Annotated in this window: 12 protein-coding genes and 2 pseudogenes; 5 read left to right on the top strand and 9 right to left on the bottom strand. The window is 60.0% G+C overall.

What is annotated here, in order from left to right; translation table 11 throughout:
- The first annotated feature begins 125 nt into the window (after positions 1 to 125).
- Positions 126 to 1541: an acetyl-CoA carboxylase biotin carboxylase subunit gene (locus AABM54_RS26420; protein ID WP_095109269.1), complete on the top strand. Its 1416-nt coding sequence runs from the start codon at positions 126 to 128 to the stop codon at positions 1539 to 1541.
- An 11-nt stretch (positions 1542 to 1552) separates the two neighbouring features.
- Positions 1553 to 3361 carry a sodium-extruding oxaloacetate decarboxylase subunit alpha gene (oadA, locus tag AABM54_RS26415; protein WP_347902810.1) on the top strand — a complete coding sequence of 603 codons (1809 nt, stop codon included), beginning with the start codon at positions 1553 to 1555 and terminating at the stop codon, positions 3359 to 3361.
- A 129-nt stretch (positions 3362 to 3490) separates the two neighbouring features.
- Here oadA and AABM54_RS26410 read toward each other — a convergent pair whose 3' ends face one another.
- Positions 3491 to 5767: an autotransporter domain-containing protein gene (locus tag AABM54_RS26410; protein WP_347902809.1), complete on the bottom strand. Its 2277-nt coding sequence runs from the start codon at positions 5765 to 5767 to the stop codon at positions 3491 to 3493.
- 439 nt (positions 5768 to 6206) lie between these two features.
- On the opposite strand from AABM54_RS26410, the gene AABM54_RS26405 reads away from it, so the two are divergent.
- Both AABM54_RS26405 and AABM54_RS26400 read left to right on the top strand, forming a co-directional pair.
- Positions 6207 to 7532 (top strand): HipA domain-containing protein, encoded by a 1326-nt coding sequence (locus tag AABM54_RS26405; RefSeq protein ID WP_347902808.1) that lies wholly within the window; start codon positions 6207 to 6209, stop codon positions 7530 to 7532.
- Positions 7529 to 7807, top strand: coding sequence for a helix-turn-helix transcriptional regulator (locus tag AABM54_RS26400; RefSeq protein ID WP_347902807.1), 279 nt, complete (start codon positions 7529 to 7531; stop codon positions 7805 to 7807). Before AABM54_RS26405 ends, AABM54_RS26400 begins: the two co-directional genes overlap by 4 nt.
- 105 nt (positions 7808 to 7912) lie before the next feature.
- Here the strand turns inward: AABM54_RS26400 and AABM54_RS26395 are convergent, their stop codons facing one another.
- The 3 genes and pseudogenes from AABM54_RS26395 to AABM54_RS26385 form a co-directional block, all read right to left on the bottom strand.
- Positions 7913 to 8584: a GNAT family protein gene (locus tag AABM54_RS26395; protein ID WP_347902806.1), complete on the bottom strand. Its 672-nt coding sequence runs from the start codon at positions 8582 to 8584 to the stop codon at positions 7913 to 7915.
- A 17-nt stretch (positions 8585 to 8601) separates the two neighbouring features.
- Positions 8602 to 9049 (bottom strand): annotated as a pseudogene (locus AABM54_RS26390) (N-acetyltransferase family protein).
- A gap of 2 nt (positions 9050 to 9051) precedes the next feature.
- Complete coding sequence (locus AABM54_RS26385) at positions 9052 to 9681, bottom strand: FMN-binding negative transcriptional regulator (RefSeq protein ID WP_347902805.1); 630 nt, start codon at positions 9679 to 9681, stop codon at positions 9052 to 9054.
- Positions 9682 to 9771: 90 nt separating this feature from the next.
- Between AABM54_RS26385 and AABM54_RS26380 the strand changes: the two genes are divergently transcribed.
- On the top strand, positions 9772 to 11322 hold the full coding sequence (locus tag AABM54_RS26380; RefSeq protein WP_347902804.1) for a PLP-dependent aminotransferase family protein: 1551 nt from the start codon (positions 9772 to 9774) through the stop codon (positions 11320 to 11322).
- Positions 11323 to 11354: 32 nt separating this feature from the next.
- On the opposite strand, the gene AABM54_RS26375 is transcribed toward AABM54_RS26380, so the two are convergent.
- The 5 genes and pseudogenes from AABM54_RS26375 to AABM54_RS26355 form a co-directional block, all read right to left on the bottom strand.
- Positions 11355 to 15941: a hypothetical protein gene (locus tag AABM54_RS26375; RefSeq protein ID WP_347902803.1), complete on the bottom strand. Its 4587-nt coding sequence runs from the start codon at positions 15939 to 15941 to the stop codon at positions 11355 to 11357.
- A 129-nt stretch (positions 15942 to 16070) separates the two neighbouring features.
- Entirely contained in the window at positions 16071 to 17186 is a 1116-nt protein-coding gene (locus AABM54_RS26370) for a polyamine ABC transporter substrate-binding protein (protein WP_347902802.1), read from the bottom strand.
- A 12-nt stretch (positions 17187 to 17198) separates the two neighbouring features.
- Complete coding sequence (locus tag AABM54_RS26365; protein ID WP_347902801.1) at positions 17199 to 18230, bottom strand: histone deacetylase family protein; 1032 nt, start codon at positions 18228 to 18230, stop codon at positions 17199 to 17201.
- A gap of 266 nt (positions 18231 to 18496) precedes the next feature.
- A complete protein-coding gene (locus tag AABM54_RS26360) occupies positions 18497 to 19489 on the bottom strand; it encodes an AraC family transcriptional regulator (protein ID WP_347902800.1) in 993 nt (330 codons plus the stop codon).
- A gap of 80 nt (positions 19490 to 19569) precedes the next feature.
- A pseudogene (locus tag AABM54_RS26355) lies at positions 19570 to 20575 on the bottom strand (asparaginase).
- Positions 20576 to 20687: the final 112 nt, after the last annotated feature.

Raw genomic sequence — 20687 nt, 5'->3', positions numbered from 1 at the left:
AATTATTGATTTTTGTTAATCCCTTGAGCGGGCTAGTGTGACTGTGCGACTGGCTTGAAACATTTAGTCACGCGCCGACCCAGTCCAGGGGTCGTGGGTAGCAACCGGCTCAAGGGAAATTCCAAGTGATAACAAAGATCCTGATCGCCAACCGTGGTGAAATTGCCGTACGAATCGTACGTGCCTGCGCCGAGATGGGCATTCGCTCGGTCGCGATCTATTCCGACGCTGACCGCCATGCCCTGCATGTGAAGCGTGCGGACGAAGCCCACAGCATCGGTGCCGAACCGCTGGCCGGCTACCTGAACCCGCGCAAGCTGGTGAACCTGGCCGTGGAAACCGGTTGCGACGCGTTGCACCCAGGTTATGGCTTTCTCTCGGAGAACGCCGAACTGGCCGACATCTGCGCCGAACGTGGAATCAAATTCATTGGCCCGTCGGCGGAAGTCATTCGCCGCATGGGCGACAAGACCGAAGCCCGACGCAGCATGATCAAGGCCGGTGTGCCGGTCACGCCGGGCACTGAAGGCAACGTCGCCGACATCGCCGAAGCCCTGACCGAAGGCGATCGCATCGGTTACCCGGTGATGCTCAAGGCCACTTCCGGTGGTGGCGGTCGCGGCATTCGTCGCTGCAACAGCCGCGAAGAATTGGAACAGGCTTTCCCACGAGTGATTTCCGAAGCCACCAAGGCCTTTGGTTCGGCGGAAGTGTTCCTCGAAAAATGCATCGTCAATCCCAAGCACATCGAAGCGCAGATCCTTGGCGACAGCTTTGGCAACGTGGTGCACCTGTTCGAGCGTGATTGCTCGATCCAGCGTCGTAACCAGAAGCTGATCGAGATCGCCCCGAGCCCGCAACTGACCCCGGAACAGCGCGCCTACATCGGCGACCTGTCGGTACGCGCGGCCAAAGCTGTGGGTTACGAGAACGCCGGCACCGTGGAGTTCCTGCTCGCCGAGGGCGAGGTGTACTTCATGGAAATGAACACCCGGGTGCAGGTGGAACACACCATCACCGAAGAAATCACCGGCATCGACATCGTCCGTGAACAGATCCGCATCGCCTCCGGCCTGCCGCTTTCGGTGAAACAGGAAGACATCCAGCACCGCGGTTTTGCGCTGCAATTCCGGATCAACGCCGAAGACCCGAAAAACAACTTCCTGCCGAGCTTCGGCAAGATCACCCGTTACTACGCCCCCGGCGGCCCCGGCGTGCGCACCGACACGGCGATCTATACCGGTTACACCATTCCGCCGTTCTACGATTCCATGTGCCTGAAACTGGTGGTGTGGGCGTTGACCTGGGAAGAGGCGATGGACCGTGGCTTGCGCGCCCTGGACGACATGCGTCTGCAAGGGGTCAAGACCACTGCCGCCTATTACCAGGAAATCCTGCGTAACCCGGAATTCCGTAGCGGTCAGTTCAACACCAGTTTCGTTGAAAGCCACCCTGAGCTGACCAACTACTCGATCAAGCGCAAACCCGAAGAGCTGGCCCTGGCCATCGCCGCCGCCATCGCCGCCCACGCAGGCCTGTGAGGAATATGACAATGTCCAAAAAGATCTTTGTAACCGACACCATCCTGCGCGACGCCCACCAATCGCTGCTCGCGACCCGCATGCGCACTGACGACATGCTGCCGATCTGCGACAAGCTCGACAAAGTCGGCTACTGGTCGCTGGAAGTCTGGGGTGGCGCGACCTTCGACGCCTGCGTACGTTTCCTCAAGGAAGACCCGTGGGAGCGTCTGCGCAAACTCCGCGCGGCGCTGCCTAACACCCGTCTGCAAATGCTTCTGCGCGGCCAGAACCTGTTGGGCTATCGCCATTACAGCGATGACGTGGTCAAAGCCTTCGTCGCCAAGGCTGCGGTCAACGGCATCGACGTGTTCCGTATCTTCGATGCGATGAACGACGTACGTAACCTGCGGGTCGCGATCGAAGCGGTGAAAGCCGCCGGTAAACACGCCCAGGGCACCATCGCTTACACCACCAGCCCGGTGCACACCATCGAGGCTTTCGTGGCGCAAGCCAAGCAAATGGAAGCCATGGGTTGCGACTCGGTGGCGATCAAGGACATGGCTGGCCTGCTGACTCCGTACGCCACCGGCGAACTGGTCAAGGCATTGAAATCCGAACAGTCGCTGCCAGTGTTTATTCACTCCCACGACACTGCCGGCCTGGCTTCGATGTGCCAACTCAAGGCTATCGAGAACGGCGCCGATCACATCGACACCGCCATCTCCAGCTTCGCCTGGGGCACTAGCCATCCGGGCACCGAGTCGATGGTCGCCGCCCTGAAAGGCAGCGAGTTCGACACCGGCCTGAGCCTGGAACTGCTGCAGGAAATCGGTCTGTACTTCTACGCCGTGCGCAAGAAGTACCACCAGTTTGAAAGCGAATTCACTGCCGTCGACACCCGCGTGCAAGTCAACCAAGTGCCGGGCGGGATGATTTCCAACCTGGCCAACCAGTTGAAAGAGCAGGGCGCGCTGAATCGCATGAGCGAAGTGCTGGCCGAAATCCCGCGCGTTCGCGAAGACCTCGGCTTCCCGCCGCTGGTGACCCCGACGTCGCAGATCGTCGGCACCCAGGCGTTCTTCAACGTGTTGGCCGGTGAGCGCTATAAAACCATCACCAACGAAGTGAAGCTCTACCTGCAAGGTGGCTACGGCAAGGCGCCGGGCACTGTCGACGAGAAGCTGCGTCGTCAGGCAATTGGCAGCGAAGAAGTGATCGACGTGCGCCCGGCTGACCTGCTCAAACCGGAAATGACCAAGCTGCGCGGCGAGATCGGTGCCTTGGCCAAGTCCGAAGAAGACGTGCTGACCTATGCCATGTTCCCGGACATCGGGCGCAAGTTCCTCGAAGAACGCGAAGCCGGCACCCTGACACCGGAAGTGTTGCTGCCGATTCCTGAAGCCGGTGGCGTGACCTCGGCGAGTGGTGAAGGCGTGCCGACCGAGTTCGTCATCGACGTTCACGGCGAAACCTACCGCGTCGACATCACCGGTGTCGGCGTCAAGGCTGAAGGCAAGCGTCACTTCTACCTGTCCATCGACGGCATGCCGGAAGAAGTGGTGTTCGAACCGCTCAACGAGTTCGTCAGCGGCGGCAGCAGCAAACGCAAGCAGGCCACCGCTCCGGGCCACGTCAGCACTGCCATGCCAGGCAACATCGTCGATGTGCTGGTCAAGGAAGGCGACACCGTGAAAGCCGGCCAGGCCGTGTTGATCACCGAAGCGATGAAGATGGAAACCGAAGTGCAATCGGCCATCGCAGGCAAAGTCACCGCCATCCATGTGGCCAAGGGCGACCGGGTCAACCCGGGCGAAATCCTGATCGAGATCGAAGGCTGATTCAACAGCCTCGTCTCTAACGCTTTAAACCTCGGGGGGGCATGTGCTCCCCTTTTTTTGTCCGCTGTTTGGGGGCGCTGTTGTTGTGAGCAAGGGAGCAAGCTCCCCCGCCACTGAGGTGTCAGTGCATTAGAAGCTCATCCGCCACTGACCCATCACGCCATTGTCGCGATTGTTGCTACCAACCTCGCCGTTGTAGGCAACGCTCAGGGTGTGTTGCGTCGAAACGGCCAGATCCAGCCCTGCTTCCAACAGCACATTGTCCCGATCCAGTGCGCTGCCTTGAACGTTGAACGCCTTTCCACCCGACACCAATGCCTGTCGCGTAGAGCGGCTGATGTCGCCGTACGTGTGCTTCCAGCCGGCACTCATGCGAGGGGTCAGGCTCATACCGTTATCCAGTGGGCTCAGATGTGCCAACCTCAGGCCAAAGGTGCTGTTGAGGTTGTCCTGGATTTGCTTGTCGACCTTCAAGGCTGCGGCGCCACCTTTCTCCTGATAGCTGTCGCGCTGGTAGCGCTCATAGCCCAGGTTGACGAAGGGTTCCGCGCTTAAACGGCCGCTGCCCAGGTTGTAACCGAGTTCGGCAAAGGCTTGCTGGCTGCTGGCGTCATAGCTGCCTTTGGGGGTGTCGCTGAAGCGGTTGAAGGCAATATTGCGTTTGGTGGTTCCGTCATGACTGCCATAGGTCGCGCCGAACCGCAGTGCCAGCGGGCCACTTTGGCGCAGGGCATAGGCGCCGAGGTACCAGTTGTCGAGATCGCCATCGAGCTGTGTTCCGTCGAGACGGGTCTGTGATTTGCCACCCAGCACACCCACGCGCCATTCGCTGTCGAGTGACCAGTCCGCGCCGACTACCAGGCCGTGAGTGTGCTGCTTCAGCACGCTGCTGCTCTGGTGACCGTTGACCGTGGAGGTGTTGCCCAGAGCCTGAACCCAGACCCGACCGTGGGTGCCGTGACCGGTGGCAAGTTGTGGTGTCGAGCGGTCTTGCTGGCTCGCGTCGTTGCTCAACTGGCGCATGGCTGAAAGCATGCTGGCACTCACTGGCCGAACGCTGCTCAAGGTGGCATTGGCGAGGTTGGCGTTGCTGCCACCGGCCAGTTGCTCCAGTGCTGCTCCAGCGGTGGACATACTAGTCGTGAGCAGTGCATTGACGGCGGTATTGTTCGCAACCGTCTTCGGTGTTTGCGTTGTGCTGGCTATGGCGGGAGCAGAGGGGGCAGGTGCTTCAGCAGGCTTTTCGGATTCGAGGCTGTTGGCGACCTGGCGGGCGTTGTCGGTGGTGGCGGCGCTTTTCAGTGGCACATCGTTGCGGGCATAGGTCAGGTCGACAGAGGTGTCGGTGTAGGTCAGGGTGGGCGTCATGTACGCCAGGTTGTTGGTGACGGCGGCGAATGTTCCCACTACGTTGCCAGCCTGAAGCACGGCATGCTTGCTGGTCAGCGGGTGATCGGCATTGGCTGCATTGATTGCCAGCGTGGCGCCGCCGATGGTCGCCGTACCTTCGACAACAACGGTAGCGCTTCGGCCTTCGGTGTCGATGCCGTAGAACACAATGGCGCCCTCGTTCAGGTACAAGTCCTGACGAACCCTGGCGGCGCCAAGCGCTGAACTGACCGACAAGCCGCCGTCTACAAACAGACTGTTGACTGAGCCGGCACCCCCGTAGAGGCCACCGGTTTCGACCATCACATCGCCGGCGATACTGCCCTGGTTGTACAGGGTGCTTGCGTTGAGGACTCCGACGCCATGACTGAAGTCGTTGAAGCCGGTCAGGTTCCAGACACCCTGTTCCACCAGCAGTCCCCTGAAGTTGCGGGTTTCACCCAGCGTGCCACCCTCGACGGCATTGAGTTTCAAACCGTTCAAGCCACCGCCACCATCGATGATGCCCTCCTGCCGGGCACCGGTGGTCAGGATCACCAGGTCATTGCCATCACTGATTTTTTCGGCAAAGCCATCCGTGGTTTCGATATGGGTGTGGTGAGTGGTGGATGCCGCTGCGAAAGCGCTGAACAGCTCCTGGACCGTGGGCCCATCAACGCCCTGTTGCACCGCATCAGGGGCGTTTTTAGCCACTTCGGCTGGGAGTTCAGGCGTCAGCGCAGCGATCAATCCTTCAGGCGCCGCAGGTTCATTGTCGTCAAGGGTCGTGTCGACGAGCAACGGATCATTAACGGGAATCGCCTGACTGCGATTGCGATCGGCTGTGACCGGCTCCATTGCAGGGGGCACGAGGATCTTGGATTTGGGCTTCGTAATTTTTTTGGCTTTTACGGGATGGGGCTTGGCCTCGGTGACGGCGGGCTCTGTTTGCTGCGCGTGGGACATTTCGATGCCGCCGAAGGCGAGGGCGATTGCCAGGGCAAGATGGTGTGGGCGATGAGTGTGCAGAATGGGCATTGAATGCGACCTCTTCCTTGGGGAGGTCGAACTCTAAAAGGCTGGGCGTATGCTCCGATGCCGGGCATTTCCGGCGCTTTCGAAAGACGCTGGAGCTTCGGTTGTAGCAAAGGCCCCGTCCACGAGACAGCATAACGATTGGCCTCCGTGCACTGACGTTTTTCCTTACATCGTTCTCGGATGGATCGATTGGCGAAGGCTTGGAAACTCGTCTGCCACCGTGATCAACCCTGCGTCTAGCAGGCAGAGGTTTTGTACGGATTGATGGATGGGCTTCAATCGCGTGAAGATGCAATTTAATGCACGAGTTTGCCTGGGATTATCTTCTGTTTGCATTTAAATGCAGATTTTGGCTGTGCGCGGACTGAGCATGTGCACTATATTGCATGCATGTCGTATTTTAAGCCTACGCAAGTGCATTAAATTGCAGGAGCACGCAATGCTGGAGCTGACATTACAAATACATGCGAGCGGGGAATGGCAGGACGCCATGGTCTTGACGTTCGATGACCCGGAGCAAGGCTTCGCCAGTCGGTGTAGCTTTGGCTATGAGTTGGGTTATCTGATCGACAACGTCTTTGACATACCCAGTCCTTTCGCTCGGGCTGTGAGTGCCAATGTTCCCATTGCCTGGGAGGGCCAGCGAACCCCGGCGGTTCCGGCGTTTTTGCACGACATTGCGCCTGCGGGGGCAGCCAAACGATTCCTTATGACGCGCATTGGTCACGACAAGCCAGAGGGCATCAGCGCCGACCTGTTTTTACTGGCACGCAGTACACCGGGCCCCATTGGCAATATGCGGATCAAGGAATCGCTTGAAACACTGAGCAGCCGCCCGGCAGTGGGCTTTGCGCGTGACGACGTGATCTCGCGCGACAATCGCTTTCTGGAATACGCCTACGAACAAGGTGCGGCCATTGGTGGTGCGACGGGGGCAGGTGGTGAAGCGCCCAAGCTGTTGCTGACAGAAAACCGCGAAGGCCTGTTGTATCCGGATGCAGTGCTGGATGACACCGAGGTGACACAGCACTGGTTTGTGAAGTTCGCCCGTAACCAAGGCACACAAACCGATAAAGACATCCTCAGAAGCGAATTCCATTACTACAAGGCGCTGCAAACGCTCGGTATCGACACCGTGGCGACAGCAGGGCTGGCTTTGGAAGAAGCGACAAAACCCAGTTTGTGGATGCAGCGTTTTGACCGTCGTTTAAGCGAGCAGGGTGTCGAGCGGCTGGCGGTTGAGTCGATTTACTCGCTGGCCGGAGTGACTACTCCAGGAAGTGCCATGGATCACATGGTGGTGATCCGGCTTCTCTCTGACCTTTGGGAGGCTGCAGGGCAAGGGGCGCAGATTGAGGATCTGGTGGTGGATTACTTGCGTCGCGACCTGCTCAACAAAATATTGGGCAACTCCGATAACCACGGACGTAACACCGCGATCATCCGCCGTGACGCTTCGTTTGAACTGGCGCCGATCTACGACCTGGCACCGATGGTCATGGACGACGAAGGCATCACTCGGACCACAAAATGGCCACGGGATCTGGAGGTGGCGGGGGATGTCGATTGGCGTGGCGTCTGTAATGCATTAACGGGGATTGTCGATTCGCAGGTGGTCTTCGAGCGGTTGCGCGAGCAAGCCAATCGCTTGCGGGCACTGCCGGACATACTGACCGAAAGCGGTCTGCCTGAGGTGACGATGAATCACCCTCGCATTGCTCTGCGACACCTTGAGCAACGTTTTAGAGAGTGGGGACTGCAATGAGCATGACAGTGGCAGAGCGAACGCTGCTGATCGAAAGTATTCAGCAAGGGTTAGCCAACGACACATTGGCCATTGGCGAGGCGGTACGCCGATTGCGGGTTGAGGTGACCGGTTTACACCAAAGCCAGTTCGCCAAGATGTGCAAAATCTCGGTGCGCACGCTGGTGCACATTGAGCACGGAGAAGGGAATCAGACGCTCAAATCACTTAATGCCGTGTTCCGTCCATTCGGGATGCAAATGGGCGTGGTGAAGATTCGACGCACGATCAGCTGAGGGGGTGGATGTGCGCCGATCTCCTGTGGGAGCGAACGGGCTCCCACGGGTTGTGCCCCTTGATTGACTGGTATTTGGGCATGCTCGCGATGGCGGTTCACGGTGTCAGGCGCGGCATTCCAGCAGGCTTTTCAACTGACCTGACGCTGTCTGATTCTCATCCGACAACCATTTTTCAAACCCCGCCCCAATCGCCAGCCATTCCGAGTCCAGGATCGAGTACCACGCCGTGTCGCGGTTCTGGCCCTTGACCACCATGTGTTGGCGGAAGACGCCTTCGAAGCTGAAGCCCAGGCGTTCGGCGGCGTACTTGGAGCGGGCGTTGCCGTTGTTGCACTTCCATTCCAGGCGACGGTAGCCCAGGGCGAACGACTCCTTGGCCAACAGGTACACCGCTTCGGTGCTTTTCGGTGAGCGCTGCATCGGCGCACCGAAGGTGACGTGGCCGATTTCGATGCGGCCCTGGGCCGGGACGATCGACATCAGGCTGAGCATGCCTTGCACGTCGCCGCTGGCGCGGTCGATCACGCAGAAGAAATACGGGTCGCTGCTGGCGGCGTGGTTGTTCAGCCAGTCGTTGAACGTGCTGCGCTCCGGGAACGGACCGTAAGGCAAGTAATCCCACAGCTTCGGGTCGGCGCCCGGGCCTTGCAGGGCTTTGAACAAGCCGTCGGCGTGACGCGCAGGGTCGAGTTTTTCCAGGCGAATGAAGCGCCCTTCGATCAGTTGAACCGAGGGAGGCGGTACGCCTTTCCAGTCGGCGAGTGAAGTCGGCATGTTGCTCTCCTTGAACCTTAAAGGGTTTTGCAAAACTGGATGTAACCCAGACGCTCGGCGATACGCTCGTAGAGCTGGATCGCGGTGGCGTTGGTTTCGTGGGTCAGCCAATGGACCTCAGTGCAACCGTCGGCCCTTGGCGGTGGCGTAGACGAACTCGATCAGTTTGCGGCCGACACCGGTGCCACGTGTTTCGGGTGTCACCAGCAAGTCTTGCAGGTAGCAGGAGCTTTCAATGCTCCAGTTCGAGCGATGGTAGATGAAATGCACCATGCCTACCGCTTTGCCATCGGCCCAGGCGAGGGCGGCGTGGGTCGGTTCGCTCGGGTCGAGGAAGCGCTGCCAGGTGCTGTGGCTGACGGCCTCCGGCAGTTCCGTGTTGTAGAAGCGCAGGTAGGCTTGCCACAGCGGCAGCCAGGCGGCGTGGTCGTTGGCGGTGACACGGCGAATCTCGATCTGACTCATGTTCATTCCTTGGGCATCAAGTGGGCGAGGGCCTGGTCGTGCAGGTCGGGGCTGACGCTCAACCCCTCACGTACGCCGGCGATGTCTGCGGTACTGCGGTTCTGACTGAGTTTGCGTTTGCCTTCCAGGCGCTGGATCGGCAGGGCGAACCCGACGATGGCCTTGAGCATGCCATCGATGTAGTGGGAGGGCGCGTCGTCGACTTTCCACGGTTGGGCGCGGCCGCTTTCATGGCGATCGGTCAGGGCGCTGACCAGGTTGCGCAAGCGATGGGCGTCGCTGAACACGTCGGCCGTGCCATAGGCGTGTACGGCCACGTAGTTCCAGGTCGGTACGACTTTGCCGTGTTCGGCTTTGGCGGGGTAGAACGAGGGGCTGACATAGGCATCGGCCCCGGCAAAGATCACCAGCGCCTCGGCCCCGGCTTCCAGTGCCTGCCACTGCGCATTGGTGCGGGCGAGGTGGCCGTAGAGGGTGCCATTGGGCCCTTGTTCGGGGCTCAGCAGCAGCGGCAGATGGCTGGCCTGCAAGCCTTGCGGGCTGTGAGTGACCAGTATGGCCAGGCGCGTGTCGAGAATCTGCTGATGCAGGGAAGGGAGGTCGTCGATGGCAAAGGCGCTGGGGGTGTACATGGAGATTTTCCTTGGCGAATGTCTGCATCCTAGGCAGGCTATTGGTCTGTTGTAAGAGCCATTACCGACCCATTCAAGAGGTCCAATGCGATGACGAGCCTGCCGCTGTCCTTGTCGTTCAACCCCGCCGGTATCGAACTCGATCGCCGCCAGGGCCTGAGCCGCCAGCTCTATCAAGCCTTACGCATGCGTGTACTCGATGGCCGCCTGGCCAGTGGCACGCGGTTGCCCGCCAGCCGTGATCTGGCGGCAGCCCTGGCGATTTCCCGCAACAGCGTGGTCCGTGCCTACGACCAGCTCTATGCCGAAGGTTTCATCGAAGGGCGGGTTGGCGACGGTACGTATGTGGCTCAATTGCCGCAGGCCGCGTTCCCCACGAAAAAATTATCCACAAAAGTATCCACAGGGTTTTCAACAGGCTTACCCACAGGGTTATCCACAAATTGGTTGAATTTACCTGTGATTACATCCAGTAAAGTTATCCACGGTGGCGCGCTGGAGAGGGTCGAACAGCATCATCTGGCCAAGCCTGCGGGTGGTCCGCCGAGGGCGTTTCGGGTGGGGATTCCGGCCTTCGATCTGTTTCCGTTCGAGGTCTGGGCCAAGCTGAATGCGGCTTTCTGGCGCAAGCCGGATTTGCAGCAATTGTGCTACGGCGCTCCGGAGGGTGACGAGCGTTTGCGTGGCATGATCGCCGCTTACTTGCGCAGTTCGCGGGGCATGCAGTGCAGCGCTGAGCAAATTGTGATCACCAGTGGCGCGCAGCAGGGAATTAGCCTTTGTGCACAGCTGCTGGTCGAGCCCGGTGATGGGGTCGCGGTGGAAAACCCAGGCTATCGCGCCGCCGGCCATGCCTTCGCGGTTGCCGGGGCGCGGTTGCAGGGTGTCTCGGTGGACAGCGACGGCATTAACTGCGCGGAACTCAATGGCCTGAGTGACTGCCGACTGGCCTATGTCACGCCGTCTCATCAGTACCCGACCGGGGTGATCATGAGCCTGGCCCGGCGTCTGGAGTTGCTGGCCTGGGCCGAGCGCACGGAGGGCTGGATCATCGAAGACGATTACGACGGCGAGTACCGCTACAGTGGCGCCCCCCTGGCACCCTTGGCGGCGCTGGATCGGCACGGCCGGGTGATTTACGTCGGGACCTTCGGCAAGGTCGCGTTTCCGGCATTGCGCCTGGGCTATCTGGTGTTGCCGATGGGGCTGGTGGAGGCGTTTGCCCAGCGCCGGGCGGTGGACGTGCGGCACTCCGAGGTCAGCACTCAGGTGGTGATGGCCGAGTTCATGGCCACCGGGCACTTTCAGCGGCATATCCGCCGTATGCGCCGTGCAGCGCTGAGCCGGCGCAACACAGTGCTGGCCGGCTGGCCTGTGGATACTCCAGGAATGGGCAGCCTGCCGAATGTGGTGGCAGGGTTGCATATGACTGTGCCGGTCGAGAGTCAGGCCCGTGAGCTTGAGCTGATCGAAAAGGCCGCCAGCGTCGACGTCGAGATCAACGGCCTGAGCAGCTACTGGCTACTGGACTCAAGCACTCCGGTGGATCAGCGGGCGGGGCTGGTGCTGGGGTTTGCGGCGGTGCCGGAAGCGGCTATCGAGTCGGCGCTGACGCGGTTGCGCAGTGCCTGGCGTCGGTAAAAAGGCTGGCTGGCAACCAGCCTTTTTACGTATCACCGGGGCTCAAGTGTCAGGAACAGTGACTGGGTAGATGCACTGGTGATTCGACGCAGTACATAGTCAATCGGTTGAAGAGTGGCCAATTGTTGTCGAAGCTCGGTCTCCAGCGTCGTCAGGTATTTTTCAGATACTTTCAGGTGGGCTGCGGTGGGTTGAGTGGCGTTGCTCTCAAGTGTTTCGTAGTGGAAGTGCGCAACCCATAGTTCCTGGTCATTGTCGGTGGTGTCGAGAATCCGGTATTCCTGAAAGTAGTCCTTGCGTCCCTTGGTTCTGATCCTGCCCTGCTCGTTGCGGACGATTTTGATCTGTTGATTTTCGTTTAACCATTGAAAGTACTCCTGCCTGGGCTTGCGCTTCTTGAGCATTTTCGTGCGGGTACGGATGCCCTCCTTACGAAGCTCGATAGCGGCTTCACGCATATCCCGGCTCTGGCCTGATATGGGAGGAAGTTGTTTACCGGCACTTCTGATGTTGCTCATGGCCCTGTCGAGGTTCGTTGCAGACTCTTCCAGTTTGAGCGCCTGTTGATCAAACAGGTACTGCATATCGGCAGGGATTCGGTTTGCACGTTCGGCATCCCGGTTAGTGCGTCTGATGAAGTCGTGTACGTCCAGGTTGAGGTTCAGCGCGGCAGCGATGGTATCGAGATCATCCAGGACCAGCCTGGCTGGTTGAGCGTTTTGGGGGACGAGCTTCTGAAACGCCTCCTGTTCTTCCCCCTGCTTGGTGGCTTGGGGTTGTTCACTTTTCGCGACCCGTGGACGGGTCTTGGTGACTTTGGCTCTGGGCCGCGACGGCCCTGCAACGACAGGTTCAAGAGGTTCCTTGAGGAAAGTTTCTTCGGCTTCGGGAAGCAAGCCGTCGAGCTGGGTCAGTGTCAGTGCCTGAAACTCGGAGATCAGCGCTTGAAGGTGGTCGAGCGGCGTTTGCCGGACCATCCCGGGGTATCGGGTTGGCAGGTCCTGGATACGCTGATGGGTATCGGCGTAGATATCGGCCAGCCTGGAGAGTTTTTTGATGCGCTCCTCGGTAGGCTCGGTGTCGCTCGACTGTTTCATCATCTGCGCGACTTCATGGCTGGCGTCGGCGGCATCGACCACAATATCGGCGATTGCTGCCCGAGCCTGTGGCATGGCCTCGTCAGATCGTTCTTCAAGGCACAGCTCGTAGGACATGCCGATTTCGTTGGCCTTGAAGTCCAGTCGGGTGAATTTTGGCAGGAGCCTGGCGATGCTTTGGGTCGCGGTGAGCCCTGCGTGGCCCAGTACCTTGAGGCCTGCCAGGGCGGCTTTTGACTGCTCGAGCCGTTCGATGAGTGCGTTGCCCAGTGCGGTTGCTTGCTCGATGTCGGTCAGGCTCCCGCGCACGGGTTCAGCACTGTTGATAGGAGCTTGCTCCTGCAGCTTTTGCGTGAGCCGAGCGTATTGGTGTTTCTTCACCGTGAACCAGAGTGACAAGAACTTTTCCTGCTCGGTGGTGAGACGCAACAGGTCGTAGGCGTAACCGGTTTCACCGCCCAGCGAACGCCATTCGCGTAGCTGTTTGAGGGCTTCCCCATAGTTTTTGATCCGTTCATCAAGCTTGTCGGCGTAAAGCCTGGACGTTGTTTTGAGGTTCTCGTCGGTAGCCTGAACCATAGCGCTCTGGAGGCGATCGAGTGCTTCCTGATGGGTTTTCTCCTGGCCCTTGAATGCCTCTAACTGAGTGTCGAGTTGGTGTTTACGGTTCTCCTTTGCTTGCTTGAAGGCTTTCAAACGGCTTTTCGGACCACCGCCACGTAACCGCAGCCGTGTATCGACTTTCCACTTGCCGTGCGGGTCATGAGTCAGTAACGGGCCCGGGCGCAAGGGGTGTTCCGGATTGAGGATATGGACTTCCCCTTCGTCATCGATACTGACCTGTAACCAGCGCTCGCCGACCTGTGCATAGTGTGTATTATTGAGCTGATACAGATGGGGCGGTTTCTCATTCAGCGTCTTCAGCCCGGTGCTGTTCAAATCTGGCGCAGAGACCTTGAGCGTGTCCAGAAAGGCGTCCAGTGTCGGACCTGAGCGACGAGGGGCCGATACGCCGATCTCCAGCGATGAGGCATGGTTTGCGGGCAGTTCAAATACCAAGGGGTCCATGGAAATTATCGCGAGTGCGGGTGCCGGCTCGGGTAATGGATGTGGTGCTGGAGATGGCGGCAGCTCCCGCGCTGGTTTTTTGCGCGACGGCCCAGCCCACTCGCTGTAACGCTGCTTGTACGCGCGGTGAGTCAGCACAATCGCAAGAGTCATCAGCACATCCCCCAATGAGCTCCACTCGACCAGCGTGTCGCCTTGTTCATGGGCATCGAGCGCTTGCTGGATCTCGTTGATGCTTTGCCACACCCAGACGGCGGTCCCCACAGGCCCGCTCAAGAAGGTTGATGCAACGTTGAAGATTGCCCAGGCGCTGTCCTTCAAGAGTGCCCAGCGTCTTTCGCCATTGGACAGTGACTGCCGATCCGCCTGCTCGATCATGGCGCTGGCGTTACTGTGAAACAGGGCGGCCAATAGGTCGCCGACGACCTCTTCGGCGCCCAGGTCGATGGGCCCGATCAGGTCCAGAGTGAGTAATGTATCGATATCGGACTGAGCCGCCAGCCATGGCGAAGGCAGGCCCACGGGAAAGACGTATTGCGCATATTCGAAGCTCAGCGCCGGGGTCTCAAGCCACGCCAATATGGAGTCGCGCAGCGCGCCCGGTTGGTGCAGGGCGTAAATCAGGTTTGCCTCCGAGACAAACTGCAACAGAGGTTGCTCAAGCAATGGCCGGTAAAGCAGGCACGGAGCAGCAGGCTTATTGCGCTGGCTGATGATGAACATGTTTGTGACAGTGTCACCGCCAGAGAGCAGGCGATGCCGGGGCTTGAACGTGAGGGGGCGAATCACGATATCGAGAGCACCTTGTTGCGGTTCTCCGAGTGCGATGCCCATCAGTTCGCGGATATAGCGATAGCCTGTTTCATCGACCCCGCCTTCCTGTTCAAGCATGCACTCCAGCGCCTTGAGCTGTAGCAGTTCGGGCAACTGGCTGACGTAGCGCTGCTTCTGTAGCGCGACTTGCAGCGGATCATCGATCAGTTTGCTCTTGAGCAACTGCGGATAGATTTTGCCGACATTGACCTGGGCGGCCATGGCAGTGAGGTAATCAACGGTCAGCCATTGGGGGACGGGATCGTTGTTTTTGAAATGCAGTTCTGCAAGGTAAGGGGCGGTATTTTCCAGGGCGAAATCACCCAGGCTTTCGATATGCCTGTCAAGCGGGTTGGGCAAGGTAAAGCCGCCAGCGGTGAAACTGTTGGTGAGCGTGATTTGCAGGTCATCGAGCGGCAGCTGCGCAGCCCCTTCGGCGGCTTTGTCCGTTTCGATGGCTTCACGCATTTTGGTCTGCGCGTACGCACCTATCAGCGGAATATCGTTCGGGCTTGAGGCGGTCCGCAGTTTTCCCAGACGGGAGAGACGGTGGCTGTAGTCTTGCAAGTGACTGGCCGAGGCGTTTGATAACCAATCGGGTATGGCCGCCTCGAGCTGCTCGATGCGGTTCTTGTCGGCGGGGCTGAAATGTTCTGCCGGGGTGACCGCCGTGCGCAAGCCAGGGGGTGTTCTGGTCCCGGCCGTCGGCCCCGAGGGGATGAGTGCTTCGATGGCGTCCATTTGAGAGCCGATCAGCGCCCAGGCCATGTGATCGAAAATGTTGCCTGCTGGCTCGACCAGTCGCCACTTGAGCATGCGACCTGCCAGGTTCATGTCGATCCGGGCGGGTAGCGACGCGCCCAGTTGCTCCAGAGAATCGAAGGCCTCGTAACCGCCTTCTATCGTGTACAGCATGATCTGCTCGCGCTGTTTGTAAGTTGCCTTCAGAACAATCGCGCCTCCCAGCATGAGGTGGTTGGTGTTGGTGGTTTCGCTGTTGTCTACGTCGATCAGGCAGGCTTCGATATTGGGAATTTCAGTGTTTTTCACCGCTCGTTCGGTTTTGTCCGGGTAGTTGTATACCGCACGGGCCACGGCGCATTGATCGGCGTTCCAGCCCTTTGCCTGTTGGACATTGAACGCGTTTCTCAGCGTCTCGCAGAGTCCATGCCAGCGGGGTTGACCGTTGATCGCCTGATTCCAGAAAGCCAGTTCGCACTGTTGAAACTCGACGGATAGCAGGGGGATGTGATCGTTCAACAATTGGGCTATGTCTTCGACACTGACAGCGAGATGAACGGGAGGCCTGGTAAGGGGATCAGACGTCAAGAAGTGTTCACCCTCGATGAAGTTGGCGACACCTGCGCTCCAGCTCAGATGCACCAGCGCACGGGTCAATGTCTCCACGTATGGCGTGTCGGCACTCAAGGTTCCATCCTCCAGGCGCCATCCTGGAGTGACGATCAGTGTTTGGTCGGGGTCGATGTCGAGCTGCGGATAAAGCTGTTTCAGTGCTTTGCGCAGCACTTGCGAGCTGACGTCGTCGAGCGTGGGGCCCTGACTGGCCAGGCTGGCCAGATGACTTCTGTCCAGCAGCAGCGTTGCGTTGCTTGGGGGAATGGTTGTGGACGTTTGTGTCATGGTCATTTTCCTTTTTGACCGGGGCAGAGACTCGGAAAGTAGTGGGTCGCACGAGGAGGCTGGCGGTACTTAAATATCGTCAGGCAAAAAAAGACCCGCACGGGGCGGGTCTTCAATGGCGCCAGTTATTCAGGTTCCGGACTTGATCTTGGTCCAGGCCCGTGTCCGCGCCCGTTCAGCATCGCGCGGCAGCGGTTGCAGGGTGTACAGCGTGCTCATCGCTGCGTCGGTCGGGTACAGGTTGGGGTTGTTGCGGATGGCCGGGTCGACCAGTTCCGTGGCGTCCTTGTTCGGGTTCGGGTAACCGACAAAATCGCTGACCGGCGCAATCACCTTCGGTTGCAGCAGGTAGTTGATGAAGGTGTAGGCGTCTTCCGGGTTCTTCGCACCTTTGGGGATCGACAGCATATCGAACCAGATCGGCGCGCCTTCTTTCGGCAGTCGCATGTCGACGATCACGCCGTTCTTGGCTTCCTTGGCGCGGTTGGCGGCCTGGGAAAAGCTGCCGGAATAACCGACCGCGACGCAGATGTCACCGTTGGCGATGTCGGCCATGTACTTGGACGAGTGGAAATAGGTGATGTACGGGCGGATCTTCATCAGCAGCGCTTCAGCCTTGTCGTAGTCCGCCGGCTTCTTGCTGTTGGGGTCCAGGCCGAGATGTTGCAGGGCCAGCGGCAGGATTTCCGATGGCGAATCCAGCAGTGCCACGCCGCACTGCTTGAGCTTGCTGAGGTTCTCTTCCTTGAAGATCAGGTCCCAGCTGTCCACGGGCGCGTTGTCCCCCAGCGCAGCCTTGATCTTGTCCGGGTTGAAGCCGATCAGGATGGTGCCGTACATGTACGGCACGGCGAACTTGTTGCCGGGGTCGTTGGCTTCGATCAGCTTCATCAATTTGGGATCAAGGTGGTTCCAGTTCGGCAGTTTGCTGCGGTCCAGTGGCTGGAACACCCCGGCCTCGATCTGCTTGGCGAGAAACACGTTGGACGGCACCACCACGTCATAACCTGAGTTGCCGGTGAGCAGCTTGGCCTCCAGTGCTTCGTTGGTGTCGAAGATGTCATAGACCAGTTTGGTCTGGCTGTTCTGGGTCTTGAAATCTTCCAGCGCCTTGGGGGTGATGTAGTCGAACCAGTTGTACACCCGCAGGGTGCGTTCTTGCGCGTGAGCGGCACTGCTGAGAACCGTGGCGCACAGCACTGTGGTGAAGAGTGCCGGCGCGATAAAACGCTTGAGTCTGTTCATTGTTCTGATTCCTCACTGGGCGCTTTCAAAACCTTCGAGAACGTTCACGGCATTGATGCCGATTTCTTCCACCGCGTAACCGCCTTCCATCACAAACAGGGTCGGCTTGTCGAGGGCCGCGATGCGGGCGCCCATCGCCAGGTAATCCGGGCTGTCGAGCTTGAACTGGGAGATCGGGTCGTCCTTGAAGGTGTCCACGCCCAGGGACACCACCACGATGTCGGCGCCGTAGCGTTCGATCTCTGTGCAGGCCTGTTCCAGCGCGGTGCTCCAGGTATCCCAGCCCGAACCTGAGGGCAGAGGGTAGTTGAAGTTGTAGCCAACGCCTGCCCCTTCGCCGCGTTCGTCTTCGTAGCCGAGGAAGAACGGAAACTCGGCTTCCGGATGGCCATGGATCGAAGCGAACAGCACGTCGCTGCGCCCATAGAAAATCGACTGGGTGCCGTTACCGTGGTGGTAGTCGACGTCGAGGATCGCGACTTTCTTGTGACCCTGATCGAGGAAGGCCTGGGCGGCGATGGCGGCGTTGTTGAGGTAGCAATAACCGCCCATCAAATCACTGGCGGCGTGATGTCCCGGCGGGCGGCAGAGGGCGAATGCACTGTGGGCGCCACGCTGGATCGCGGTGTGGGCAGTCAGCGCGACTTGCGCCGCGCTGTACGCCGCTTGCCAGGTGCCGGCGGTAATCGGTGCACCGCCGTCGAAGCTGTAATAGCCGAGCTGACCGTGCAGGCTTTTCGGGATGACCGTGCGCAGGGTGCGCGCCGGCCAGGTGTAGGGCAGCAGATCGCCGTCGCGCTCGTACTCGGTCCAGCGTTGCCAGGCGCCTTTGAAGAAGTCGAGATAGTCGCGGCTGTGAATGCGCTGGATCGGCGTCAGGCCAAAGTCCTGCGGCGCTTCCACCGGCCCCAGCCCACGGTGTCGAACGCGCTCCAGAACATGATCGGCCCGTGACGGCATTTCGAAGCAGGGCATCAGTTGCCCGTCCATCAATTCGCAGCGTCCGTGGTGCAGGTGGTGATCGTGCGAGTAGATCGTCAGCATTGTTCTTGTTCTCCGCAGGCTGATTCGGTTGAACACAGTCTTGCGGCGCGCGGTGATTCAGAGAACGACAGGAAAGGCCAAAAGGGGATAAATACGGCCAAAGTGTTTGACCGAAATTCGCCCCTTTGTGGCGAGGGAGCTTGCTCCCGCTCGGCTGCGCAGCAGTCGTAAAACCGGTAACTGCTATTTAAATGGAAGAGCGCAGTGTTCGGTTTGGGTCTGCTGCGCAGACCAGCGGGAGCAAGCTCCCTCGCCACAGGAGAGCGTCAGGGGCGGAACTGGCTGGGCGCTACACCGCTCCAGCGCACGAAGGCATGACGGAAGCTTGCGGTCTCGCTGAATCCCAGCGCCTCGGCGATGCGGTAGACCGGCAACTGGTCTTCGCAGAGCATCTGCTTGGCGCGCTCAAAGCGCAGTTCATCGAGCAGTTCCTGATAACTGCACCCCAGGTCCTTGAGGTGTCGGCGCAGGGTCCGTGCCGAGCAGTTCATCTGTTCGGCCAGCCCTTCAAGGCCCGGCGCCGCGTCGAGTTGGGCGCTCAACAACTGGCGAATCCGCCCCAGCCACGCCTGGCGCCCGGTGAACTCCAGGTTCTGCTTGCGGCAGCGTTCGGCCATGGCTTGGTGGGTGATGGGGTCGGCCAGCGGCAGCGGTTGGTCGAGCCAGCGTTTGTCGAAGGCGAAGGCGTTATCGCAGGCATCGAAGTGCAGCGGGCAGTCGAAGCGTTCGGCATACCGTGCCTGATAGTCCGGCGCCGGGTGTTCGAGGCGGGCAGCGAGCAAGGGCAGGGGATGGCCCAGTAAGTCGTCGCAAATGACTTTCAGGGACACCACACAGAATTCGGCGTTGAACACCGCCAGCGCCGGGTTTTCCCGATAGTCGCGGGCGCAGAACCAGATACGCTCGCCATCGTCCTCAAGGCTCAATTCGAACAGTGTTCCCAACAGCGCCGGATAGCGCAGCGCCAGGTGCAAAGCGTCACCGAAGGTGGCACTGGTGAGCAGGGCGTAACCGAGCATCCCGTAGGATGAAACGTGCATCCGCCGACCCAGCTCCAGGCCGATATCACGCTTGAGCGCGACCGCGTTGGCGCAGACCTGCATCTCCTGGTTGGTGGTGATGCGGGTGTCGGTCCGGCTCAAGTCCGCCGCGCTGATCCCACTGCCGGCCAACAACGCCTCGCTGGACAGGCCTTCGGCCTTGAAGGTGCTGAGCACCAGGGAAACAGCGTTGAGGGTGGTGAGGTGGGAGTGCAGCATGGGCGGCTCCAGCCTTGGGTTGGCTGGAAATGGAGCAAGTTGTGTGCCGCTGTTGGTGAGGGGTGGATCTCAAACCTCACTCAGATCAACTCGCCACACAGATCCAGTTCAACCAACCGCCGAACTTCAGCGGTCTCCAGCCCCGCACCCAACAGCGCATGCAGTTTGCCGAACGCCGCTTCACGGGTCATGCCGCCGCCGGACAGTACGCCCACGCCGCGCAAGCGGCTGCCGGCCTCGTACACGTCCAGTTCAACGCCGCCTTCATGGCACTGGGTGATCGCCACCACCACGATCCCTTGGTCCCGCGCCCGCGCAAGGCTGGCCAGGAATTCCGGGTTGTCGCTCGGCCCGGTGCCGCTGCCGAAGCATTCGAGCACCAGCCCCTGAACACCGCTGTTCAGCACGCCATCGAGTTGCCCGGCGCTGATACCGGGGAACAGTGGCAGCACGCCGACGTTCGCCAGTTGCTTGAGCTTGCGGTAATGCAGTTCCACCGGCAGCGAAGGCACTTTAACGCCGCCGCCCTGACGCTCCAGGTGCTTGAACGGATGGCGACCGAAACTGCGGACTTTCGCGCAGCGGGTCGGGTCCAGCAGTTCGCCGTGGAAGTACAACTGAACGCCGGGCGCCAGGGCCTTGGCCGAGGGTGACCAGTGCGCCGCCGAGGTTTTCCCAGGCGTCGCTGTCGGGGACGCCGGCCGGCAGCATGGAGCCGGTGAACAGCACCCGTGCCTGCAGGCCAAGCAGTTGGAAGCTCATGGCGGCGGCGCTGTAGGCCAGGGTGTCAGTGCCGTGCAGGATCAGCACGCTGTCGCAGCCGTCGACGTCGACCGCTTCGACGACAGCTTCACGCAGGCGCCGCCAGTAGGCCGGGGTCATGTTGGCGCTGTCGATCAGCGGGGTCATTTCGCGAAAGCGCCAGTTCGGCACGATCAGCTCGGGCTGGCTGTGCAGGTAGTCGCGCATCCGCGCTTCGAAACCGGAAGCAGGGGCCAAGCCATGGGCGCTGGCTTGCATGCCGATGGTGCCACCGGTGTAGAGCACCATGACGTGCTGCGCGGCGGGGTACGTGGTGGGAATCATGTGGGAGTCTCCGAAAACGATGACTTCTTGTGGGAGCGGGCTTGCTCGCGAAGGGAGCGCCGCGGTCTTGAGCGCGAACCAGAACGGCAGCCTCGACAAGCTGCCACACCAT

It is taken from the genome of Pseudomonas purpurea (assembly GCF_039908635.1).
In the GTDB taxonomy this organism is placed as follows: Bacteria; Pseudomonadota; Gammaproteobacteria; order Pseudomonadales; family Pseudomonadaceae; genus Aquipseudomonas; species Aquipseudomonas purpurea.
Note: the sequence above shows the minus strand (reverse complement) of the source record. Positions and strands in the feature narration are given on the sequence as shown.

Bases quoted from the DNA above. Each gene is read 5' to 3' on its own strand.
- oadA (WP_347902810.1), top strand. From the start codon at position 1,553: ATGTCCAAAAAGATCTTTGTAACCGACACCATCCTGCGCGACGCCCAC.
- AABM54_RS26410 (WP_347902809.1), bottom strand. From the start codon at position 5,767: ATGCCCATTCTGCACACTCATCGCCCACACCATCTTGCCCTGGCAATC.
- AABM54_RS26405 (WP_347902808.1), top strand. From the start codon at position 6,207: ATGCTGGAGCTGACATTACAAATACATGCGAGCGGGGAATGGCAGGAC.
- AABM54_RS26400 (WP_347902807.1), top strand. From the start codon at position 7,529: ATGAGCATGACAGTGGCAGAGCGAACGCTGCTGATCGAAAGTATTCAG.
- AABM54_RS26395 (WP_347902806.1), bottom strand. From the start codon at position 8,584: ATGCCGACTTCACTCGCCGACTGGAAAGGCGTACCGCCTCCCTCGGTT.
- AABM54_RS26385 (WP_347902805.1), bottom strand. From the start codon at position 9,681: ATGTACACCCCCAGCGCCTTTGCCATCGACGACCTCCCTTCCCTGCAT.
- AABM54_RS26380 (WP_347902804.1), top strand. From the start codon at position 9,772: ATGACGAGCCTGCCGCTGTCCTTGTCGTTCAACCCCGCCGGTATCGAA.
- AABM54_RS26375 (WP_347902803.1), bottom strand. From the start codon at position 15,941: ATGACACAAACGTCCACAACCATTCCCCCAAGCAACGCAACGCTGCTG.
- AABM54_RS26370 (WP_347902802.1), bottom strand. From the start codon at position 17,186: ATGAACAGACTCAAGCGTTTTATCGCGCCGGCACTCTTCACCACAGTG.
- AABM54_RS26365 (WP_347902801.1), bottom strand. From the start codon at position 18,230: ATGCTGACGATCTACTCGCACGATCACCACCTGCACCACGGACGCTGC.
- AABM54_RS26360 (WP_347902800.1), bottom strand. From the start codon at position 19,489: ATGCTGCACTCCCACCTCACCACCCTCAACGCTGTTTCCCTGGTGCTC.